Origin of the sequence: Psychrobacillus sp. NPDC093180, from assembly GCF_044754065.1 — a bacterium.
GTDB lineage: Bacteria > Bacillota > Bacilli > Bacillales_A > Planococcaceae > Psychrobacillus.
Genome location: NZ_JBIVOJ010000003.1, coordinates 240,683 through 260,513, shown reverse-complemented (window position 1 = coordinate 260,513; position 19,831 = coordinate 240,683). Strand labels below are relative to the sequence as shown.

17 protein-coding genes are annotated in these 19,831 nt (G+C 39.8%); all 17 read right to left on the bottom strand.

What is annotated here, in order from left to right; genetic code table 11:
• Positions 1-8 precede the first annotated feature (8 nt).
• A complete protein-coding gene (locus ACIP9W_RS06725) occupies positions 9-1,148 on the bottom strand; it encodes an acyl-CoA dehydrogenase (RefSeq protein ID WP_400787473.1) in 1,140 nt (379 codons plus the stop codon).
• A 77-nt stretch (positions 1,149-1,225) separates the two neighbouring features.
• Positions 1,226-2,362, bottom strand: coding sequence for an acyl-CoA dehydrogenase (locus ACIP9W_RS06720; protein ID WP_400787472.1), 1,137 nt, complete (start codon positions 2,360-2,362; stop codon positions 1,226-1,228).
• A 14-nt stretch (positions 2,363-2,376) separates the two neighbouring features.
• Positions 2,377-3,228, bottom strand: coding sequence for a 3-hydroxybutyryl-CoA dehydrogenase (locus ACIP9W_RS06715; RefSeq protein WP_400787470.1), 852 nt, complete (start codon positions 3,226-3,228; stop codon positions 2,377-2,379).
• Complete coding sequence (locus tag ACIP9W_RS06710) at positions 3,225-4,433, bottom strand: acetyl-CoA C-acetyltransferase (protein ID WP_400787638.1); 1,209 nt, start codon at positions 4,431-4,433, stop codon at positions 3,225-3,227. The genes ACIP9W_RS06715 and ACIP9W_RS06710 overlap by 4 nt, the downstream gene beginning before the upstream one ends.
• 162 nt (positions 4,434-4,595) lie before the next feature.
• A complete protein-coding gene (locus ACIP9W_RS06705) occupies positions 4,596-6,749 on the bottom strand; it encodes a (Fe-S)-binding protein (protein WP_400787468.1) in 2,154 nt (717 codons plus the stop codon).
• Between the two features lie 156 nt (positions 6,750-6,905).
• Positions 6,906-7,658, bottom strand: coding sequence for an SDR family NAD(P)-dependent oxidoreductase (locus ACIP9W_RS06700; RefSeq protein ID WP_400787465.1), 753 nt, complete (start codon positions 7,656-7,658; stop codon positions 6,906-6,908).
• A gap of 66 nt (positions 7,659-7,724) precedes the next feature.
• Complete coding sequence (locus ACIP9W_RS06695; RefSeq protein ID WP_400787462.1) at positions 7,725-8,471, bottom strand: SDR family NAD(P)-dependent oxidoreductase; 747 nt, start codon at positions 8,469-8,471, stop codon at positions 7,725-7,727.
• 17 nt (positions 8,472-8,488) lie between these two features.
• Complete coding sequence (locus ACIP9W_RS06690) at positions 8,489-10,120, bottom strand: AMP-binding protein (RefSeq protein WP_400787460.1); 1,632 nt, start codon at positions 10,118-10,120, stop codon at positions 8,489-8,491.
• Between the two features lie 15 nt (positions 10,121-10,135).
• Positions 10,136-10,975: a 1,4-dihydroxy-2-naphthoyl-CoA synthase gene (menB, locus tag ACIP9W_RS06685; protein WP_400787458.1), complete on the bottom strand. Its 840-nt coding sequence runs from the start codon at positions 10,973-10,975 to the stop codon at positions 10,136-10,138.
• A gap of 21 nt (positions 10,976-10,996) precedes the next feature.
• Positions 10,997-12,151 carry an acyl-CoA dehydrogenase family protein gene (locus tag ACIP9W_RS06680; RefSeq protein ID WP_400787455.1) on the bottom strand — a complete coding sequence of 385 codons (1,155 nt, stop codon included), beginning with the start codon at positions 12,149-12,151 and terminating at the stop codon, positions 10,997-10,999.
• Positions 12,152-12,181: 30 nt separating this feature from the next.
• Positions 12,182-13,378, bottom strand: coding sequence for a thiolase family protein (locus ACIP9W_RS06675; protein WP_400787452.1), 1,197 nt, complete (start codon positions 13,376-13,378; stop codon positions 12,182-12,184).
• Positions 13,379-13,383: 5 nt separating this feature from the next.
• Positions 13,384-14,541: an acyl-CoA dehydrogenase family protein gene (locus ACIP9W_RS06670; RefSeq protein ID WP_400787449.1), complete on the bottom strand. Its 1,158-nt coding sequence runs from the start codon at positions 14,539-14,541 to the stop codon at positions 13,384-13,386.
• A 15-nt stretch (positions 14,542-14,556) separates the two neighbouring features.
• Positions 14,557-15,336, bottom strand: coding sequence for an enoyl-CoA hydratase/isomerase family protein (locus ACIP9W_RS06665; protein WP_400787446.1), 780 nt, complete (start codon positions 15,334-15,336; stop codon positions 14,557-14,559).
• Between the two features lie 6 nt (positions 15,337-15,342).
• A complete protein-coding gene (locus tag ACIP9W_RS06660) occupies positions 15,343-16,197 on the bottom strand; it encodes a 3-hydroxyacyl-CoA dehydrogenase family protein (protein ID WP_400787443.1) in 855 nt (284 codons plus the stop codon).
• A gap of 12 nt (positions 16,198-16,209) precedes the next feature.
• Positions 16,210-18,237 (bottom strand): sigma 54-interacting transcriptional regulator, encoded by a 2,028-nt coding sequence (locus ACIP9W_RS06655; protein WP_400787440.1) that lies wholly within the window; start codon positions 18,235-18,237, stop codon positions 16,210-16,212.
• A gap of 452 nt (positions 18,238-18,689) precedes the next feature.
• Positions 18,690-19,352 carry a hypothetical protein gene (locus ACIP9W_RS06650; RefSeq protein WP_400787437.1) on the bottom strand — a complete coding sequence of 221 codons (663 nt, stop codon included), beginning with the start codon at positions 19,350-19,352 and terminating at the stop codon, positions 18,690-18,692.
• Entirely contained in the window at positions 19,345-19,827 is a 483-nt protein-coding gene (locus ACIP9W_RS06645) for an ECF transporter S component (RefSeq protein ID WP_400787434.1), read from the bottom strand. The genes ACIP9W_RS06650 and ACIP9W_RS06645 overlap by 8 nt, the downstream gene beginning before the upstream one ends.
• Between the last annotated feature and the right edge of the window lie 4 nt (positions 19,828-19,831).

Sequence of the window (19,831 nt, the reverse complement as noted above, 5' to 3'; positions counted from 1 at the left end):
GGCATCTATCACTTCGTCAACATACGAGAAATAACAAGTCGTTGAATTTCTTGTGTTCCCTCGTATATTTGAGTAATTTTTGCATCGCGCATATAACGCTCGACTGGATAATCCTTTGTATATCCGTATCCACCGAAAACTTGCACAGCTTCTGTTGTTACTTTCATCGCTGTATCTCCAGCCATTAACTTCGCCATCGCGGATTCTTTTCCGTAAGGAAGCCCATTCGATTCCAACCACGCTGCTTGATACGTAAGTAGTCGTGATGCTTCTGTTGCTGTCGCCATATCCGCTAGTTTAAAGGATACCCCTTGGTTCGCAACGATTGGCTTACCAAATTGCACGCGCTCTTTTGAATATCCGACCGCTGCATCTAATGCGCCTTGTGCGATTCCAACTGCTTGAGCAGCAATCCCGTTTCGTCCACCATCTAAAGTTTTCATCGCGATGATAAAGCCTTCTCCCTCTTCCCCAAGGAGGTTTTCTTTTGGTATGCGGCAATTATCGAAAATAATTTCCGTTGTAGGTGAAGAACGAATGCCTAGTTTCTTTTCTTTTTTCCCTACCGAGAATCCTGGGAAATCTGCCTCCACGATAAATGCGCTCGTTCCTTTATGCTTCGATTCTGGATCTGTTACCGCAAATACAACATAAATATCTGCAATTCCACCATTTGTAATGAAGATTTTAGATCCGTTTAAAACGTAGTGGTCACCATCTAGTTTAGCTGTCGTTTTCATGCCTCCTGCATCTGAACCAGAGCCAGCTTCTGTTAAACCGTAACCACCGATTTTAGTGCCTTCAGCCATTGGGCGAAGATATTTTTGCTTTTGCTCTTCATTGCCATATTTGAAGATCGGCCATCCTGCAAGTGAAGTATGTGCAGAAAGTGTAACTCCCGTGGAAGCACAAACACGAGAAAGTTCTTCTACAGCGATACAATAAGCAAGATAGTCAGAACCGATTCCGCCATATTCTTCTGGCCAAGGAATACCCGTTAAGCCAAGTTCTGCCATTTTATCGAAGATTTCACGGTCAAAACGTTCTTCTTCGTCACGCTCTGCTGCTGTTGGTGCTACTTCGTTTTCTGCAAAATCACGTACCATTTTACGAATCATTTCATGCTCTTCTGAAAGTTGAAAGTTCATTGTGTATCCCGCCCCTTTTTTGTTATGTCGCGTTCACTGTTAAGTTCGTCTCTTCTCACCGTTTATTGGAAGATACTTTAATTAGTTATGTGTTTACTAATTACGATTCTTTGAATTTCACTAGTGCCTTCGTAAATTTCCGTTACTTTCGCGTCACGGAAATAGCGTTCTACTGGATAGTCCTCTGTGTAGCCGTATCCACCGAAAACCTGCACTGCTTCAATTGCTACTTCTACTGCTGTTTTGGTGGCAAATAGTTTTGCCATCGATGCTTCTTTACCGCAAGGTGCTCCTTGATCGCGAAGACTTGCCGCTCGGTAGACAAGGAGTTTCGCTGCCTCTACTGCAGTCCCCATATCTGCAAGTTTGAAGCCTACTCCTTGATTCGCAGCAATTGGCTTGCCGAATTGAATGCGCTCTTTTGAATACGCAACTGCTGCCTCGAAGGCCGCTTCTGCGATGCCTAGCGCTTGCGTTGCGATTCCGATGCGCCCTGTGTTTAAGTTCGCCATTGCGATTTTAAATCCGTCGCCTTCTTCACCAAGTCTATTTGCTACAGGAATTTTCATATCTTCAAACGTCAGCTGAACTGTTCTAGAGCCGTGCAAGCCCATTTTTTCTTCGTCTTTTCCAACAATGAAACCTGGCGTATCCTTTTCTACGATAAATGCTGTAATTCCTTTGGAGCCTTGAGAAGGATCTGTCGAAGCAAAAACAATGTTTACATCTGCTTCTCCACCATTTGTTATAAATACTTTAGAACCATTCAGTACATAGTGGTCGTCTTTCTTTACAGCTTTTGTTTTCAATGCTCCCGCATCAGATCCAGCGGACGGTTCAGTTAAGCAAAATGCTCCTAGGTATTCACCAGTTGCAAGCTTTGGAATGTATTTATTTTTTTGCTCGTCATTGCCAAAATAGAGGATTGGGTTTGTTCCAACAGAAGTGTGCACAGAAAGAATTACCCCAACTACTGCGCTTACTTTTGAGAGTTCATTAATTGCAAGGACATAGCTTGTAAAATCCATCCCTGAGCCGCCGTATTCCTCTGGGACCGTAATACCCATTAGCCCTAGCTCCCCCATTTTCCGAATGATTTCACGAGGAAATTCCCCTTGCTCCATGCGGCCGATAAAAGGTTCAATTTCTGTTTTAGCAAAATCTCTGACCATGTTGCGCATCATAAGTTGTTCTTCAGTAAACTTTAGCTCCATCTTATTTTCCCCTTTTACTCGTAAATGTAGAAACCTCTACCTGATTTTTTCCCTAGCCAACCAGCTTTTACATATTTTCTAAGCAGTGGACATGGACGATATTTACTGTCTCCGAACCCTTCGTGTAAGATTTCCATAATGTATAAACAAGTATCCAAACCGATAAAGTCTGCCAGTTGAAGTGGACCCATTGGATGATTCATCCCGAGTTTCATTACATCGTCTATCGCTTCCTTAGAAGCAACCCCTTCATATAGCGTGTAAATTGCTTCGTTGATCATCGGCATTAATATACGATTGGAGACGAAACCTGGAAAGTCATTTACTTCAACTGGTACTTTGCTTAGTTTTTTCGTCATCTCTTCAATAGCTGTGTATACTTCATCCGAAGTTGCAAGACCACGAATAATTTCTACTAGCTTCATGACAGGAACTGGATTCATAAAATGCATCCCAATGACCTGTTCCGGGCGATTCGTTACAGCAGCAATTTCTGTAATTGGTAGCGATGAAGTGTTTGTAGCTAAAATTGTGTGCTTTGGTGTGATTTCGTCTAGCTGTTTGAAAATAGATTGCTTGATTTCCATATTTTCAACTGCTGCCTCAATCACGATGTCCACGTCGCTTGCGTCTTCGATTGACAGTGATTTGGTAATATTATTTAGTACTGCTTGTTTTTCCTCTTCTGTCATGCGACCTTTTTCCACATTACGGGAAAGATTTTTTGTAATTGTTTGAATACCACGTTCGTAGTATTGTTCTTCCCGATCATTTAGCTTCACTTCAAATCCAGCCTGCGCACAAACTTGCGCAATTCCCGATCCCATTTGACCTGCACCAATTACCATTACTTTTTGAATCGTCATGCGTTATTTCCCCCTGTTTTCGGAACTTCGATCATTATTGCATCCCCTTGCCCGCCGCCTGAACAAATTGCAGCAACACCAATTCCACCGCCACGGCGTTTTAATTCGTACGCAAGTGTTAAGATGATTCTTGCACCAGATGCTCCAATCGGATGACCAAGTGCTACCGCTCCACCATTTACATTCACTTTTTCCTCATCTAAGCCTGCAATTTGACTACTAACTAGTGCTACTGCTGCAAATGCTTCATTTATTTCAAATAGATCAATATCTTCTAATCTTTTTCCAGTTTTATCAAGCAATTTATTGATGACGATTCCCGGTGTTTGAGGAAAGTTTTCTGGCTCAATCGAGATTTCCGCATGTCCAATGACGTATGCCAGTGGCTCTTTACCAAGCTCTTTTGCTTTTTCTTCATTGGTCAAAACGATTGCACAAGCCCCATCATTAACCCCTGGCGCGTTACCTGCTGTGATTGTTCCATCACTACCAAACGCTGGTTTCAATTTAGCAAGTGAATCGATTGATGTATCGCGTCTTGGTGCTTCGTCTTCTTTTACGACAACTGGATCTCCTTTTCGCTGAGGTATTTCTACTGTAACTATTTCCTCTGCTAAAATTCCATTGTCAATCGCTTTTAATGCAAGATTATGACTTCTATAGGACCATTCATCCTGTTTCTCCCGTGATAATTCAAACTTCTCGGCAGTAGAGTTTCCGTATGTTCCCATATGTACCTTTTTCGGATGGAAAGAACAAGAAAGTCCATCATAAATCATGCCATCTACTATTTGACCATCACCCATACGAAGACCAAATCGACCTTTTGGTAAGTAATAAGGAGCTCCCGACATCGATTCCATTCCACCTGCAACAATTATTTCCTCGTCACCAAGTCGAATTAATTGATCAGCTAGCGTCACACTTCTCATACCAGAAGCACATACTTTATTAATCGTTTCCGTTTTCACTGACCAAGGAATTCCCGCTTTTGTTGCCGCTTGTCTTGAAGGAATTTGTCCTTGCCCTGCTTGTAATACAGTTCCCATAATTACTTCATCCACATCTACTCCGTCTACCCCTGCGCGAGCTAATGCTTCTTTTATCGCAATTCCTCCAAGATCCGAAGCAGTTAAACTGCTAAGTGCTCCACCGAACTTACCAAATGCTGTACGTGCCCCATCTAAAATTACTGTTTTTGTCAACATAGCCACCCCTTTTGTATGCGCTTTCATCACTAATAAAATAAAAAATTTAACTGACTGAACGCTCGCTCAATTTGACTTGTTAGAAAAAGGGAGTATCAACTACTCCCTTTACTGTTACTTCTAGTTTACGAAACTGTTAAACTATTTGCAATATATTTGTTAAACAATTGCTTCTTCTTTTTCTTCTTCTTCAGACGATGGCGTGAATTCACCAAAAATAGATTTCTCTAGTAATTCAGCGATATCGTATGTGCCTACTTTTTCTTCTACTTCTTTTGCTTTCGTACCATCAGATAACATCGTTAAGCAGTATGGACAACCAGATGAAATTATCGTTGGATTCACTTCAAGCGCTTGTTCAGTTCGCGCAACGTTGATGCGATTTCCTACATGTTCTTCCATCCACATTAGTCCACCACCAGCTCCACAACACATACCTGTTTCACGATTACGATCCATTTCCACTAGTTTCACTCCAGGAATTGCTTTTAACACTTCTCGTGGTGCGTCATAGACATCATTGTATCGACCTAAATAACAAGAATCATGGAATGTAATTGTTTCTTCCACTGCGTATTGTGGTTTCAAGCGTCCTGACTGTACTAAGTCGTATAGCATTTCTGTATGGTGAAGCACTTCCCCGTTCCAACCGAAATCGCTGTATTCATTTTTAAAGATATTATATGCATGCGGGTCAATAGTGACAATTTTTGTGACACCAGCTTTTTCAAATTCAGAAATATTCGATGTTGCTAGCTCTTGGAATAAAAATTCGTTCCCTAGACGACGTGGTGTATCGCCAGAGTTCTTTTCTTTATTGCCGAGAATCGCAAACTTCACTCCAGCTTCGTTCATCAAATGTGCGAAGGCTAAAGCGATTTTTTGGGAACGGTTATCGAATGATCCCATGGAGCCTACCCAGAATAAGTATTCAAATTCTTCTCCAGCTTTAGATACTTCTTTCACTGTTGGAATATGAATTTCTGGACGAGCATCTCTCCAATTTTCTTTCTCTTTACGGTTTAAGCCCCATGGATTTCCTTGACGCTCAATATTCGTCATAGCGCGTTGTGCATCTGGATCCATTTTTCCTTCTGTCATTACTAAATAACGGCGAAGGTCGATAATTTTATCAACATGCTCATTCATAACTGGACATTGGTCTTCACAGTTACGGCAAGTCGTACATGCCCAAATTTCTTCTTCGGTAATAACGTCACCAATCAGGGACGGGCTATAAATATCTTCGATGATCGCACCTTCTGCACCAGCAGCCATTGCAAGTTGGTTACCTCTTGTCCCTTGGAATGCCAGTGCCGGTACCCAAGGTTTTGCCTTTGTTTCTACAGCTCCAGTAAATGTTAAATGATCTCGAAGCTTGGTGATTAAGTCCATTGGAGACAGCATTTTACCTGTTCCCGTTGCAGGACACATATTTGTACAACGACCACATTCTACACATGCGTAGAAGTCGATCATTTGTGCTTGGGTAAACTCATGGATATTCCCAACACCAAACGATGGCATTTCTTCTTCATCCGCCTCTTCGTCCTCTTCCTCTTCGAAATTGATCGGACGTAATTTCCCCACATTATCTAAACGATGGAAGTAAACGTTTGCAGGACCAGTGATTAAATGGAAATGCTTCGATTGCGGTACGTATACTAAGAATGTTAGCAAGAATAGTAGGTGCACCCACCACATTGCATAGAAGATAGTTATAGCCGCCGCCGTTGGCAATATTCCAAAAATTGTCGCTACAGATGAGGCAATCGGTTCCGACCAAGTTGCTGCGTGATCATGCCAAATCATGCCCATACCGTTACCTACTAAAACGGAAACCATTAGACCACCGATGAAAATAAGAACTAATCCACTTTTCCATCCTCTTTTTAAACGAACTAATTTTTCAATATAGCGTCGGTAGAATGCCCAAACGACCGCTATTAAAATAACAAATGTCACGATTTCTTGGAAAAATGTAAACGCTGGATACAACGGACCTAATGGCAAATGCGAACCAGGCGCTAAACCTTTCCAAATAAAATCAATAGCTCCAAACTGAACAAGTAAAAACCCATAAAAGAACATGACATGGATTGCTCCACTTTTCTTATCCTTTAACAGTTTCTTTTGTCCAAATACATACACCCAAATTTTCTGGAGTCGTTCTTTCACATTATCTTCAAACTCCACTTTTTTCCCAAGTTTGATATATGCATATCTTGTTTTTAACAAATATGCGAACAAACCAATTGCATACAAAGTAACTGCGATAAACAGTACCCAGTTAGCGATTAACAATGGATTCATCTTATCCTCTCCCCCTTAAAGACGTAAAATGATGTTATGCATAGAATACCATTAGGCTAATAGATTAATAAAGAATTAATTTAATATTAAAACTGAATGAGCATTCAGTCAATAATTATTTTCAAGAATAGTCTAAATTAATCTTCTCTTTTTCCATTAGCCTAACATACTATGACCACCGTTGATAGAAAACACTTGGCCTGTGATCCAATCGGATTGATCGCTCAATAAAAACTTCATCATCCCTGTAATATCTTCTGGCTTGCCTAAACGGTGAAGCGGATACCCTTTTACAACTTTACGATATATATCTTCTCCCATTTGCAAGTCATCTTGATCAATTAAACCGAGTGAGACGGTGTTACACTGAATTTGTTGTCTCCCTACTTCTTGCGCTAAAGACTTCATAAAACTTATCACTCCATTTCTCGCCGCTGCTGATACGATGAGCTTGCGATCACCGGTGCGCGCTGAGTCGCCTACAATCGTAATAAACTTGCCTTCTTCTTGTTCTTTCATAGATGAGACAAATGTGTAGGCTAAGTTTAAAACCGCATTTAAACAAACATCGATTTCTTGTTTCCATTCATTTGGTTCATAATCAAAGAAAGGCTTCATTTGTCCATATCCTGCATTGTTTATTACTCCATACACTGTTCCTAGTTGCTCTTGGATAGCTTTGTGCATCTTTTGTACATCCTCTAAGTTGGCGATATTTGATTGAAAACAAGCAACTTGGCTCCCTAATTGTTCAATTTCTTTAGCTGTTATCACTGCTTGTTCGGCAGAATGGTTATAATGCAGTGCAATAGTTGCTCCTTCATTTGCTGCTGCAATGGCTATTGCCTTTCCAATTCGATTTGCAGCCCCTGTAACTAAAATTATGCGGCCACTTAGTGAGTTCCCCATTTTCCACACTTCCTTTCTAGATAGAAAAAAACAGGAGTCAAAGTTGGCTCCTGTTGATTGTACTTTTTACACCATTGCCAATCCACCATTGACCGATAATACTTGGCCTGTAATATAATTCGCCTCTTCTGAAGATAGAAATGCTACTGCATTTGCAATATCTTCTGGCTGCGCAAGTCGTCTAAATGGAATCGCTTTAATAAGTGCTTCAGCGATGCCAGCATTATATTCGCCAATTTCCTTGAATAACGGTGTATCCGCAGGTCCTGGCGCTATGCTATTTATATTAATTTTATGTCTTGCCATTTCGCGTGCCAATGTTTTCGTAAACGCAATTACACCGCCCTTTGCTGCGGAATAAACTGCTTCTCCACTTGAACCAACCCGTCCAGAATCAGAGGAAATATTGACAATTTTTCCGTATCCATTTTCAATCATGAGCGGAAGTATTGTTTTACACGTATGAATTTGACCTAATAGGTTAATATTTAAAATCGTTTCCCAAGTAGATGGTTCACTTTTTAAGAATGGTTCAATTTTATCCCATCCTGCATTATTCACTAGTATATCAATACGACTTAATTTACTTACGGCTTCCTGCACAGCTTCTTCTACACTGCTCAATTTGGTTACGTCACAATACACTGCAATTGCTTCTCCACCAGCTTGTTCTATGAGTGATACTGTTTCATTTGCATTTGCATCGTTCACATCCGACACAATAGTTGTTACATTTTTAGCTGCTAGCGTCAATGCAATTTGTCTACCAATCCCTCGTCCAGCCCCTGTAATAAAAGCGACTTTATTTGTCATGTTCATTTCCCCCTGCCTTAGTTTGTAACATCCTCTGTAATCAGTTCGCGTAATTTAAACTTTTGTATTTTCCCACTTGCTGTCTGCGGGAAGTTTTCAAGTATTTCTAATCGCTCTGGCCAATACTGTTTTGCTACCCCTTTTTCTTCTAAGAAAACTTGAAGAAGTGGTAATGTAAGCGGTGTTGTATTAGGTTTCATTCGGATAAAAGCACATGCTTTTTCTTGCAAGCGTAAGTCAGGCATCGCAACAATTTGGGCGATTGCTACATCTGGATGTTCATACAAAATATTTTCAATATATGCGACGGGAATATTTTCACCGCCTCGAATTATGACATCTTTGTTTCGTCCAGATATTCGAATATATCCGTCTTCATCCATGATTGCACGGTCACCAGTTATAAACCATCCATCATGAAATTCCGAAAGCGTTTGTTCCATTTGTTTTAAATAACCGACAAACAGAGCTGGACCTTTACAAAGTAAGCTACCTTCTACGTTTGCGGGTAGATCATTGAAATCCGCATCCACGACTTTCACTGCCATACTCGGAAGAGCAACGCCGTCTGTATTTGTTAATTTTTCTTCTGAATCATTCAACTTAGTAAGCGTCACTAGCCCATCTTCTGTTTGCCCCCACCCGGACAGGGTGGAAAAGCGGACGATATCCGCTGCCTTTCTAATAAGTGGCCGTGGTATCGGTGCACCAATTGCTACGAATGCACGCAGTGAATCTAAATTATATTGCTCAATATCGGGTGATTGGATTGTATCTTGCAAAAATGGCGTTGCACCAGCTGTAAACGTAATCTTTTCCTTTTCTACTAATCGTAAAAACTCTTCGGGATTCCATATATCTTGATATACAGCGGTTCCACCAATATGTGTAGGTAAGCGAACGCCATATCCAAATCCTGTCTGATGCGCAAAAGTAGAAGCCATAAACATGACATCCTCACTTGTTAACTGCAAACGTTCAATCCAAAAATTAGTCGACACGCATAGTGTATTATGCGTGTGCATAACCCCTTTCGGATTACCTGTTGTGCCTGAAGTAAATATAATTTCAGTGACATCATTCGGATCGTGTTGAATATCATCTAAAATCCTCGGATCTTTCTTCGTTTCCCACGGGGTATCAAATAAATAACTTAATGGTTGTGCATCACTCGGAATATCATCGCCCATCACAAACAAATGCTTTAGTGAAGGTAGTTTTGGTCGAATCGCTTGTACCATTTGTACATAATCATAATTTCTAAACTTTGATGGAATAATAAGTACTTTTGATTCAACCATGCCAACCATATAGGAAATTTCGCGTTCTCGATAAATTGGAATTAACGGGTTTGTAATAGCTCCAATTCTAGTAATCGCGTAGTGGAGTATGATAAATTCATTCCAATTAGGCAGTTGTATAGATACAACATCACCTTTTTCAATGCCTAGTTCTAATAAACCTAATGCTACTCGGTCGACCATCTTGCCTAATTCCTCGTATGTATAACGAGAATTTTTATCAATAATTGCTTCTTTCTGTGGATACTTTTCGATTGCATCGTTCAAGTAATTCAAAATCGTTTTATACGGCCAAACAGATTGATACCCATCTATCAGATTCGCAGTTAATAACGTTTCGAGTTTCATCCTTTTCCTCCCTCATTATCCACGGAATTTATTGAAGTTGACTGGTCGTTTTTCTAAAAATGCTTCTTTTCCTTCGTTCGATTCTGGTGTGTTATAAAACATCGCCAAGCTCCCCATTGCAAGCTGCGAAATGCCTTGTATGTTGGCACTATCTGCATTAAACGAGTATTTAAGCATTTGAATAGCTGTGGGGCTTTTTTGCAAAATCTTTTCCGCCCATTCTTGAGCTGCTTGTTGCAATTCATTGGCAGGTACGACTTTATTGACAAGCCCCATTTCTTTACATTCTTCTGCAGTATACTGTTCACATAAGTACCAAATTTCACGAGCTTTCTTTTCCCCAACGATACGCGCTAAGTAAGCAGAACCGAAACCTGCATCATAGCTCCCGACTTTCGGTCCACTTTGCCCAAACTTCGCAGTATCTGCGGCAATGGTTAAATCACAAATTACATGTAATACATGCCCTCCTCCAATAGCGAACCCATTAACAGCCGCAATAACAGGCTTTGGAATATTACGAATTACTTGATGTAGTGATTCTATTTCAAGACCGATTCCACCGCCTAAACCACCGGAATAATCATAACCGCCTTCATTTCCTTTTTCTTTTTGGTCACCCCCTACACAAAAAGCCTTTTCACCTGCACCCGTTAGAATGACCGCTCCAATTCGCAAATCGTCCCATGCATCTCGAAAAGCCCAGATTAGCTGCTGAATCGTCTGTGCACGAAATGCGTTATAAACGGCTGGTCGGTTAATTGTAATTTTTGCAATTCCATCTTTCTTTTCATATAAAATATCCGTCAAATCGATTTGCACTGTATTTTCGGTTGTGTTTTTTGTCGTTTCCATTGTTCCTATCCCCTTTGTTTTTTAGTAAGTACGGAACTCTTTTCCAATAATGCTTTTTGCAATGACCATTTGGTTTGCTTGCGCAGTACCATCTCCAATTTCTAATCCAATAACATCTCGTAAACGTTGCTCTAAAGGCATTTCTTTCGTATACGCATAGTGACCATTTAACAATAAACATTCATGAATTGCTTCTACACTATATTTGGGACCTAACCATTTTACGCTAGAAGATTCCTTCGAATGTTCCAAATTGTTATCGCGGAGCCATAATCCTCGATATGCTTGCCATTTGATAAGTTCTAGCTGAGTAAAATGCGTTACTAGGGAAAATGACACTGCTTGGTATGTTGCTAAGGGACGACCAAATGATTTTCTAATTTTCACATGTTCAATCGTTTCGTCAATACTTTGCATCGCCGTTCCTACGCATTGCAAGCCGATAAGTAAGCGACTTAAATCGAAGCCATTCATAACTTGAGAAAATCCTTTGTTTTCATTGCCGATTAAGTTTGCAACCGGAACTTTGACATCATTCATATAAAGGGAACCCCGACCAATAGGAATATTACCCATATCTTCATAACCTTTTGTTTCTAGTCCGTCCAACTCGGCTGGTACTAGAAATGCGCTAATTCCTCTATTGCCGAGTGATGGATCTGTTTTAGCAAAAATAATAAATGCATCGCCGCAAGTGGCTACGCTAATGCCGGACTTTTCTCCATTTAGTACGTAATAGTCGCCATCTAATTTTGCTGTCGATTGGATTCCCCCAGCATCTGTTCCAGCAGATGGTTCTGTAATCGCAATACCAACGATTTTGTCACCGCTTGCAATTTGTGGAAGCCACTCTCCTTTTAAATCTGCACTACCGTGTTTGGCAATAATCTCACCGATTAAGGCATTTAACATGACTGCATATGTTAGATTAAAGTCGCCTCTTCCAATTTCTTCTGCTGCGATACCTGTCGTGACACAATCAGCCCCGCTGCCACCATACTCTTCCGGAATCCGTAAACCATTGACCCCTAAATCGCCGAGCCTTTTCCATAGATGCCTAGGTGTAATGCCTTCACGATCCCATTTTGTATAATGGGGGAGCAGTTCTTCTTTAGCAAAATCTCGTAAAATCTTTCTAAACTGCTCTTGCTCATCTGAAAATTCAAAATTTAACATACGTATATTCCCCTTTTTTGTTCGCTTATTCTAGTTAGAATACTGACAGTTTTCTATAATGGTAGTAATGCCCTGTCCACCGCCAATACATAATGTCACTAATCCATAACGCGCTTTTTGTCTTTGTAATTCATATATAAGTTTTGTCGTTAAAATTGCACCTGTTGCTCCAATTGGGTGACCAAGCGCAATTGCTCCTCCGTTGACATTTACTTTGTCTAGCTCCATCCCTGCTTCTTGTATAACGGCTAAAGCTTGTGCAGCAAATGCTTCATTCAGTTCAATTACATCTATGTCTTGAAGCGTCAAGTTTGCTTGTTTTAACGCTTTTTGCGTAGATAGTACTGGTCCAATTCCCATTAGTTCTGGTGAAACACCTGCAACTGCTTGGGTGATAATTTTCGCTTTCGGTTGTAAACCATATGCCTCCAGCTTTTCTTTTGTCATTAGTAGTAACGCCGAAGCACCATCATTTCTACCACTTGAGTTACCTGCTGTTACTGTTCCACCTTCTTTGAAAACAGCCTTTAAATTCCCTAGCGAATCGAGTGAGGTTTGACGTGGATGCTCATCTACTGCGACTTGCACGTTCAATTTTCGATTTTTTATCTCATATGGGATAATTTCCTCTTCAAAACGACCTTCTGCAATTGCTAGTAATGCTAATTGCTGACTTCGAAGGGCGAAGTCATCTTGTGCTTCTCTCGAAATATGATATTTTTCCGCTAGATTTTCAGCTGTATAACCCATTGTGAATGTGCCGTATTGATCGATTGGTTGCGAGTGGATTTGGCTCTCTGTATTCGGGTCACATAACACGCCATTTCCTACATTAAATCCGTATCTAGCATTTCGTAAATAATACGGTGCAGTACTTAAACTCTCTGTACCACCTGCAATGACAACATCATGTAAACCTAGCGCTATTTGTTGCGCAGCGTTATTAATCGCCTGTAAGCCAGAGCCACATTGTCGGTGCACAGTATAACCCGTTACGCCTTCTCCTAGCTTCGCGTGAAGCGCTGCAACCCGTGCAATATTTGCTGCATCTGCACTTTGTCTTGCTTGTCCTAAAATCACTTCATCTACTTCAAAGGAATGGTTTGTTTTCTGTAAGAGTCCTCGAATGACGTGGGCTGCTAATAGATCCGCTTGCACTTCTTTAAAAGCCCCACCAAGTTTCCCGATAGCAGTACGAACCCCTTCCACAATGTAAACATCTCTCATCCAACTTACCTCCTAGGCGTATACTCTCTATTTAATTCAGATGCAATAATATTCCGTTGTATTTCAGATGTGCCTTCATAAATTCTCGTAATACGTGCATCCCTGAAAAAACGCTCAATTGGATAGTCTTTCATATAGCCTAATCCACCGTGCACTTGAAGAGCACTATCGGCTACTTTGTTATATACTTCTGAACCGTAAAGCTTTACCATAGCTGCTTCCTTCACAACTCGCTCCCCTTGATCGACCATCCATGCTACCCGGTATGTAAACGAGCGCAATGATTCAATTTGCAATGCCATATCGGCGATCATATGCTGAATTGCTTGGAAGTTAAAAATTGGTTGGTCAAACTGCCTACGTTCTAGCGCATGTTCCATCGAATGTTCTAACAAACGTTCAGAGGAGCCCAAACACCTTGCTGCCATACCTGCACGTCCATTTGCTAAAATTTTCAGTGCATTAATATACCCTTCTCCTTCTGTACCGAGCACATTTTCAGCTGGTATTTCTACATTTTCAAAGTAAAGTTCAGCTGAATTGGAGCCCCGGAGACCTAGTTTCTTTTCCGGTGCGCCAATCTCAAAGCCCGGCGTTCCTTTTTCTACGATAAAAGAAGTAATTCCACGAGTGCCTTTTGTCGGGTCTGTCACCGCCATTACTGTAAATACATGTGCATCATGTGCATTTGTAATATAGTGCTTAGAACCATTTAAAATGTAATTATCTCCACGCCTTACAGCGGTTGTTTTTAGATTAGCCGCATTGGAACCTGCATCAGGCTCCGTTAATGCAAAAGCACCTATCCATTCTCCAGTCGCCATTTTCGGCAAATACCTCTTTTTTTGTTCTTCGTTTCCGAATTCAACAAGTCCTACAGAACCAATGCCGATATGACAAGATATCAATGTTGTGTAGCCATTATGTGTTTTTGCAAGCTCTTCAAGAATCGCGCATTTATCTACCATACTTAAACCTAATCCGTCATACTCTTCCGGGATGCTAAGACCAAATAACCCCATTTCCTTTGACATCGATACGAGATGAGGAGGAATCACATTTTCCTCTTCAATTTGATTGGCAACTGGTTCTACTTCTTCTCTTACGAACTTTCTTACGATCTCTTTTAATGACTCTATTTCCTCGGAAAATCGGAAATTCATTATGCTTCCCCCCTATTATTTGTTTATAAATACCGCATCCCTTTTTTCCATGAAAGCTCTTGTACCTTCTTCTTTATCTTCTGTTCCAAATAAAACCGCTGTCGATAATTTCTCCATCCATTGTGCCGTCTGCATATCTACATCAACTCCACGATTAACTGCAAACTTCGCTAACTGCAAGGCCATTGGTCCTTTTTTCAAAATAGCGGATGTAATGGAAGCAAGTGTCTCATCTAGCTCTTCTTCGGTCGTATAATAGTTCACTAATCCAATACGCTCTGCTTCCACACCATCAATGATCCTGCCTGTTAAGATTAAATCGAGTGCACGTCCTTTTCCGATTAATCGTGGTAAGCGCTGCGTGCCACCAGCACCCGGTATAATGCCAAGATTTAACTCGGGCAATCCAAATTTCGCCTTTTCTGTAGCAATTCTTAAATCGCAAGCCATCGCTAACTCACAACCACCACCAAGCGCATATCCGTTAACAACGGCGATTGTCACTTTCGTACACTGTTCAATTTTTGTATATAATCCTTGCATTCCTGGCATTAGCGCATCAAGTGTTGGCCGTTCATGCAAAGCTTTTATATCCGCACCCGCTGCAAATGCTTTTCCACCTGCACCTTGCACGATGACAATGCGAATATCTTGCTGTTTTTCTACATATTCAAAAGCTTTCTCTAACTCTTGTTGCATTTTGGTATCTAATGCATTTCGAACTTCTGGACGATTGAGCGTAATATAGGCAATCTGTTGCTCTACTTCTAGTTGAATATTTTCAAATGTGAACAATATCCATCACTCCTCCCTGTAATCGTAAACACCTTTGCCAGTTTTTTTACCGAGCCGACCTGCCTTCACATATTTCACTAGAAGAGGACTTGGTCTATATTTTTCACCTAATGTTTTATATAAATATTCCAATGTTCGTAAACGTGTATCCAATCCTACAAGATCACCCATTTCAAAAGGACCCATCGGATGATTTAAACCGAGTTTGATCGCTTTATCGATATCTTCCGCTGATGCAACACCTTCCATTAACATATTCATTGCTTCATTGCCAATAAGTACATTCATGCGTGATGTAACAAATCCCGGGAACTCATTTACTTCTACTGATTCTTTTTGCAATTGTTCCGTTACCGCTTTAATCACAGCTACTGTATCGTCTGTTGTATCAAGCCCTCGTATGATTTCTACTAATTTCATTTTGTGTACAGGATTGAAGAAATGCATTGCAACCACTTTACCCGGCCGCGAAGTTTGTCCGCCGATTTCCGTTGGACTAAGGGAAGATGTATTAGTCGCTAAAATAGCATTCGGATGACATAGATGATCTAGTTTCTGAAACAGCTCTATTTTTACGTCCATGTTTTCTATAACTGCTTCGATGACTAATTCTGCTTGTTGCACAGCGATTTCTAAATCGGATTCATATGTTATCCTTTTTAAAGCGCTTTCTTTTTGCTGAGTCGTGATGAATCCTTTTTCCTCACTATGCAAGGCTAGCTTTTCAATTTCTTTTTTTGCTTTCAAAAGGCTAGCTTCCGCAATATCTTGCAATACGACTGAAAAACCATTTAATGCACTTGTATAGGCAATGCCACTCCCCATAATGCCTGCACCTACAACTGTAATTTCTTGTACCATCTAGTTTCACTCCTATTCTTCCTGCAAAGTTTTATTATCATTTTCTATATTTTTCACTTTTCTGATAATAGTAGAGGCATTGACTTCTAAAATTTTAGCCATTTTTCTATAGGAAATCTGTTGTGTACTAAGCAGTTCAATTAATTCTTTTTCCACTTCCATCACTGCTTGCTTTAATGGAATGATTTTATTGACCACAATCGCTTTTTTTAATTCCTGCTCTTTATCTTTTAAGTAATATATCAACTGTTCTTTAGTAAGGACTGCATCTGGCCAAGTAACAACAACTTGTTCTAAGCATTCCTGAATATCTAGAAAATTACGTTCCCATTTAGTAGAGACGATAAAATCTAGCGCATCCTCGGTCCATATGATTTCCCGATTATATTTCTCTTGTAGTAGTCTTATAAACTGTTGCACAATCAATTTAACATCATCTATTCTCGTTTCTAAAGGTGGAACGGTAACGGTCATGGCATTTATTAAATAATACAATCGTTCACTAAAAGCATGAGGTCCGTCAAAAGCTATTTCTTTACTTAGAGAAGCTATAAACCTTACATCCACTTTTGTTCCAGACTGTTCTTTAGATTGGTGCATAATAAGATTTGCTAGTTGCTCTTGCAATGTAAAAGGTAAAAAATCTATGTTTTTTATGTACAAGATGCCGCCTTCTACTGTTTTTAATAAGCGCAAAAACTGGTGTGGTTCTCCTACTAATACCTTTTTCAATTCAGCATAACTTTTTCCTCGGCAATCAATTTCTATAAAAAGAGCATTTTTTCGATCGCTGTTTTGCATAATTTCTTTTGCTAACTTAGTACGGCCTGTTCCAATTTCACCTTTAATAAGGACTGGTGCACTCACTTTAGCAATTTTAAGGATTTCCTTTGCAATGTCATTCATTTCTATACTTTTGTGAATATATGGAATGGATTGCTCCATGTACAGTAAATTCTTTAATGTTTTTTTCATCTGTATCATTTGATGTTCAGCTACTCTTTTAGCCGTAATATCTCTTACTCGCACGATGATTTTATGAGTAGTTTCTTCTTCTAACACAGGCTCAAATTGAAAGTGACATACCACCCCTTGCCCAATCGTTCCTTCGTAATGCTGTATTTTCTTTGATCTAACTACATCGTTTATCGTCCTAAAAAAGATTTCCATATGATTTTTGTCATTAATAATGGACAAATATAGTTGTTGAAATTGATTATTTTTCCTCAAAATATTACCGGCTATATCTACAATGGCGATCCCGTTTTCGCTATTCCCCATTAATGCCTCATTTTCTTTTACAAGTTCTCTCACAGTATCTAGCTCCGATGATAACTTCTCTATTTTTGAAATATCATCGAAAACGCCAACTGCACCAACAAGTTGCTTTCCATCAAAAATAGGTTCCCGGTACGATATATACCATCTTTTTCGTACTTTATATTTTTCCACATGCCCTTGCCCGTCTTGTAATACTTGCAATAGACCTTCCGGTGGCACGATATCTGTAATAAATTTTCCAATGGCTTTTTCCTTTGGTACACCAGAAATTTTTTCTCCAGCTGGATTTAACATAGTCACATTGCCTTCAATGTTGACCGCCATAATGCCACTAGGAACTGCATTAAATATCGTATTAAAGTGATATAGTTCGAACTGTTGCTTTTTCACAATAAAAGAAAGATAACTTTCACGGTCCATAACCCCAACAATTTCTTTGTCTTTTCGTAAAATATATAACTCTTTATTTTTCGGCATGTCTGTAATAGTTACAGGTTCACCGTCAAAGATTTCAAATTTTTTATTGAGCACTTTTGACAAAGTCATCAATGATTCCATATCTTCTACATAATCGAATCCTATTTCATAACAATGCTTGAGTAACTCGGTACTTGTGAAAAACCCTTCTACTTTGCCTAGTCGATTTAAAACGATTCCGTATTGATATTGTTGTTCCATAAAATCTTTCACAACTATATGCAATGAATGGAGCGTAGTTTTGTATACACCAACCGGTTGAATCGAAATGGATGTTTCCATTTTTACACCTACTTTCAACTGTTGCATTTTTGCAACAGTTTTTTGAGCTATATATTAGTTCAATTTTTTATTTTTATGTTCCTCATCGTATTACAACAACAGTAGCATAAAGGTTTTTATGTATCAATTTCACTCGGTGCATCAACTAGACGATATTTGTTGCAAAAGTTTAACTATATGATATTAGGAAAGTTTTATTCGTTGCGTTATTGCAACGATATTAGGAAGAATAGTATTGTATTGGCATCTTTTATTAAATATGGTGAGTTTATTATTCCAAGAACCATATTGTAATATATTAAAATATTTTAGAATTTTCTTTTTATTTAAAATGAAATATATTAAAAAGAAGTTTGAATAGGGGATTGTTTGCTAACAACTGTTTTAATATGGTTAAGCGTGATTAAATTTCATATGAAAAGGCTATCCCTATACGAGATAGCCTCTTCCGATTAATTTATTTTCTCAAAATACTGTCCAAAATGCTGTCTTGCTTCTTCCACTAGATCATTTGCAATACCAAGTAGTACCGAAGTTGCTGGACCTGCCGATTTCTCTGTGTCCCATTCTTTTAACTCGCAAGATAAACCAAGTTGTTCGCATTCTCCTGTAATTCCAGATGAACCAACTGGCCAAACTCTCTGAACGAACTCGCTATTCACACCGTCCAAAATTTTCTTCATGTCTGCAATTTTCTCAGACTCTGTCATTACTTCTTCACCAACACATGGTTTTCCGTACACATACCACGCATAATTTTCAGGACTCGTTATTTGTTTAGTGCCGATCATTGTTACAGCCATCGCTGATTGCAACGTTTCCATGTTGGATTCTGTGCTGCCAGTAATCTCGGGACACGGCTGATCTATTTCTCCAAATAATTTCTCCATCCCTGCTATATATTTATCCCAGCTTTTATTGCCAGAAAAATTATGTAGTACGATGGAAACTGGATATGCGCCGGCTGCCCACTGCTCCAACAGTGCAACTCTACCTGCAAAATAAGCAACGACTTCATCTGGTACTTGGACAATATCCGCCTGTTTCTCACCGATTGCAGCTGAGTTATCGGTTGTTAATACAAGCCCATTTGGCAATAATACCGCGTTACGCATGCATTTTCACTCTTTCCATTACTCGCTCTAAGACTGGTGTAACAACTATCGCGATGCCAGCGTTCAAAACCGTCGCGATTGTAATTCCCGGTAATGCAGTTGCAAAAAATGCAGGTGAAATAATCCAGTAAAACGGCAGTGTTGCAAGCACACTATTTGCAAAGATGAAAAATACCCATTTCCACACATTTCGGCCTGCTTGATGCAGCTTCGAGAACACGAATAAAATCAAAAACATTTCGATAGCGATAATTATATGCAGTGGTCCAAGAGGAAATCCAGCATATAAAGAAGATGATAGATGGCCAATTAAAGATGCAGCACCAGCATAAACAGGTGATAAAAATGCCGCAGATATAAGTGCTGGCACTGTATCAAGTGCCGCACTCCCTATCCCAACTGGAATTTTAACGAATGCCCCTATCGCCGATAGAGCTGCAAACATTGCTGCAAGTGTAAGTAAACGAAGCTTCACTCTA

Bases quoted from the DNA above. Each gene is read 5' to 3' on its own strand.
- ACIP9W_RS06725 (WP_400787473.1), bottom strand. From the start codon at position 1,148: ATGAACTTTCAACTTTCAGAAGAGCATGAAATGATTCGTAAAATGGTA.
- ACIP9W_RS06720 (WP_400787472.1), bottom strand. From the start codon at position 2,362: ATGGAGCTAAAGTTTACTGAAGAACAACTTATGATGCGCAACATGGTC.
- ACIP9W_RS06715 (WP_400787470.1), bottom strand. From the start codon at position 3,228: ATGACGATTCAAAAAGTAATGGTAATTGGTGCAGGTCAAATGGGATCG.
- ACIP9W_RS06705 (WP_400787468.1), bottom strand. From the start codon at position 6,749: ATGAATCCATTGTTAATCGCTAACTGGGTACTGTTTATCGCAGTTACT.
- ACIP9W_RS06700 (WP_400787465.1), bottom strand. From the start codon at position 7,658: ATGGGGAACTCACTAAGTGGCCGCATAATTTTAGTTACAGGGGCTGCA.
- ACIP9W_RS06695 (WP_400787462.1), bottom strand. From the start codon at position 8,471: ATGACAAATAAAGTCGCTTTTATTACAGGGGCTGGACGAGGGATTGGT.
- ACIP9W_RS06690 (WP_400787460.1), bottom strand. From the start codon at position 10,120: ATGAAACTCGAAACGTTATTAACTGCGAATCTGATAGATGGGTATCAA.
- menB (WP_400787458.1), bottom strand. From the start codon at position 10,975: ATGGAAACGACAAAAAACACAACCGAAAATACAGTGCAAATCGATTTG.
- ACIP9W_RS06680 (WP_400787455.1), bottom strand. From the start codon at position 12,151: ATGTTAAATTTTGAATTTTCAGATGAGCAAGAGCAGTTTAGAAAGATT.
- ACIP9W_RS06675 (WP_400787452.1), bottom strand. From the start codon at position 13,378: ATGAGAGATGTTTACATTGTGGAAGGGGTTCGTACTGCTATCGGGAAA.
- ACIP9W_RS06670 (WP_400787449.1), bottom strand. From the start codon at position 14,541: ATGAATTTCCGATTTTCCGAGGAAATAGAGTCATTAAAAGAGATCGTA.
- ACIP9W_RS06660 (WP_400787443.1), bottom strand. From the start codon at position 16,197: ATGGTACAAGAAATTACAGTTGTAGGTGCAGGCATTATGGGGAGTGGC.
- ACIP9W_RS06655 (WP_400787440.1), bottom strand. From the start codon at position 18,237: ATGGAAACATCCATTTCGATTCAACCGGTTGGTGTATACAAAACTACG.
- ACIP9W_RS06650 (WP_400787437.1), bottom strand. From the start codon at position 19,352: ATGCGTAACGCGGTATTATTGCCAAATGGGCTTGTATTAACAACCGAT.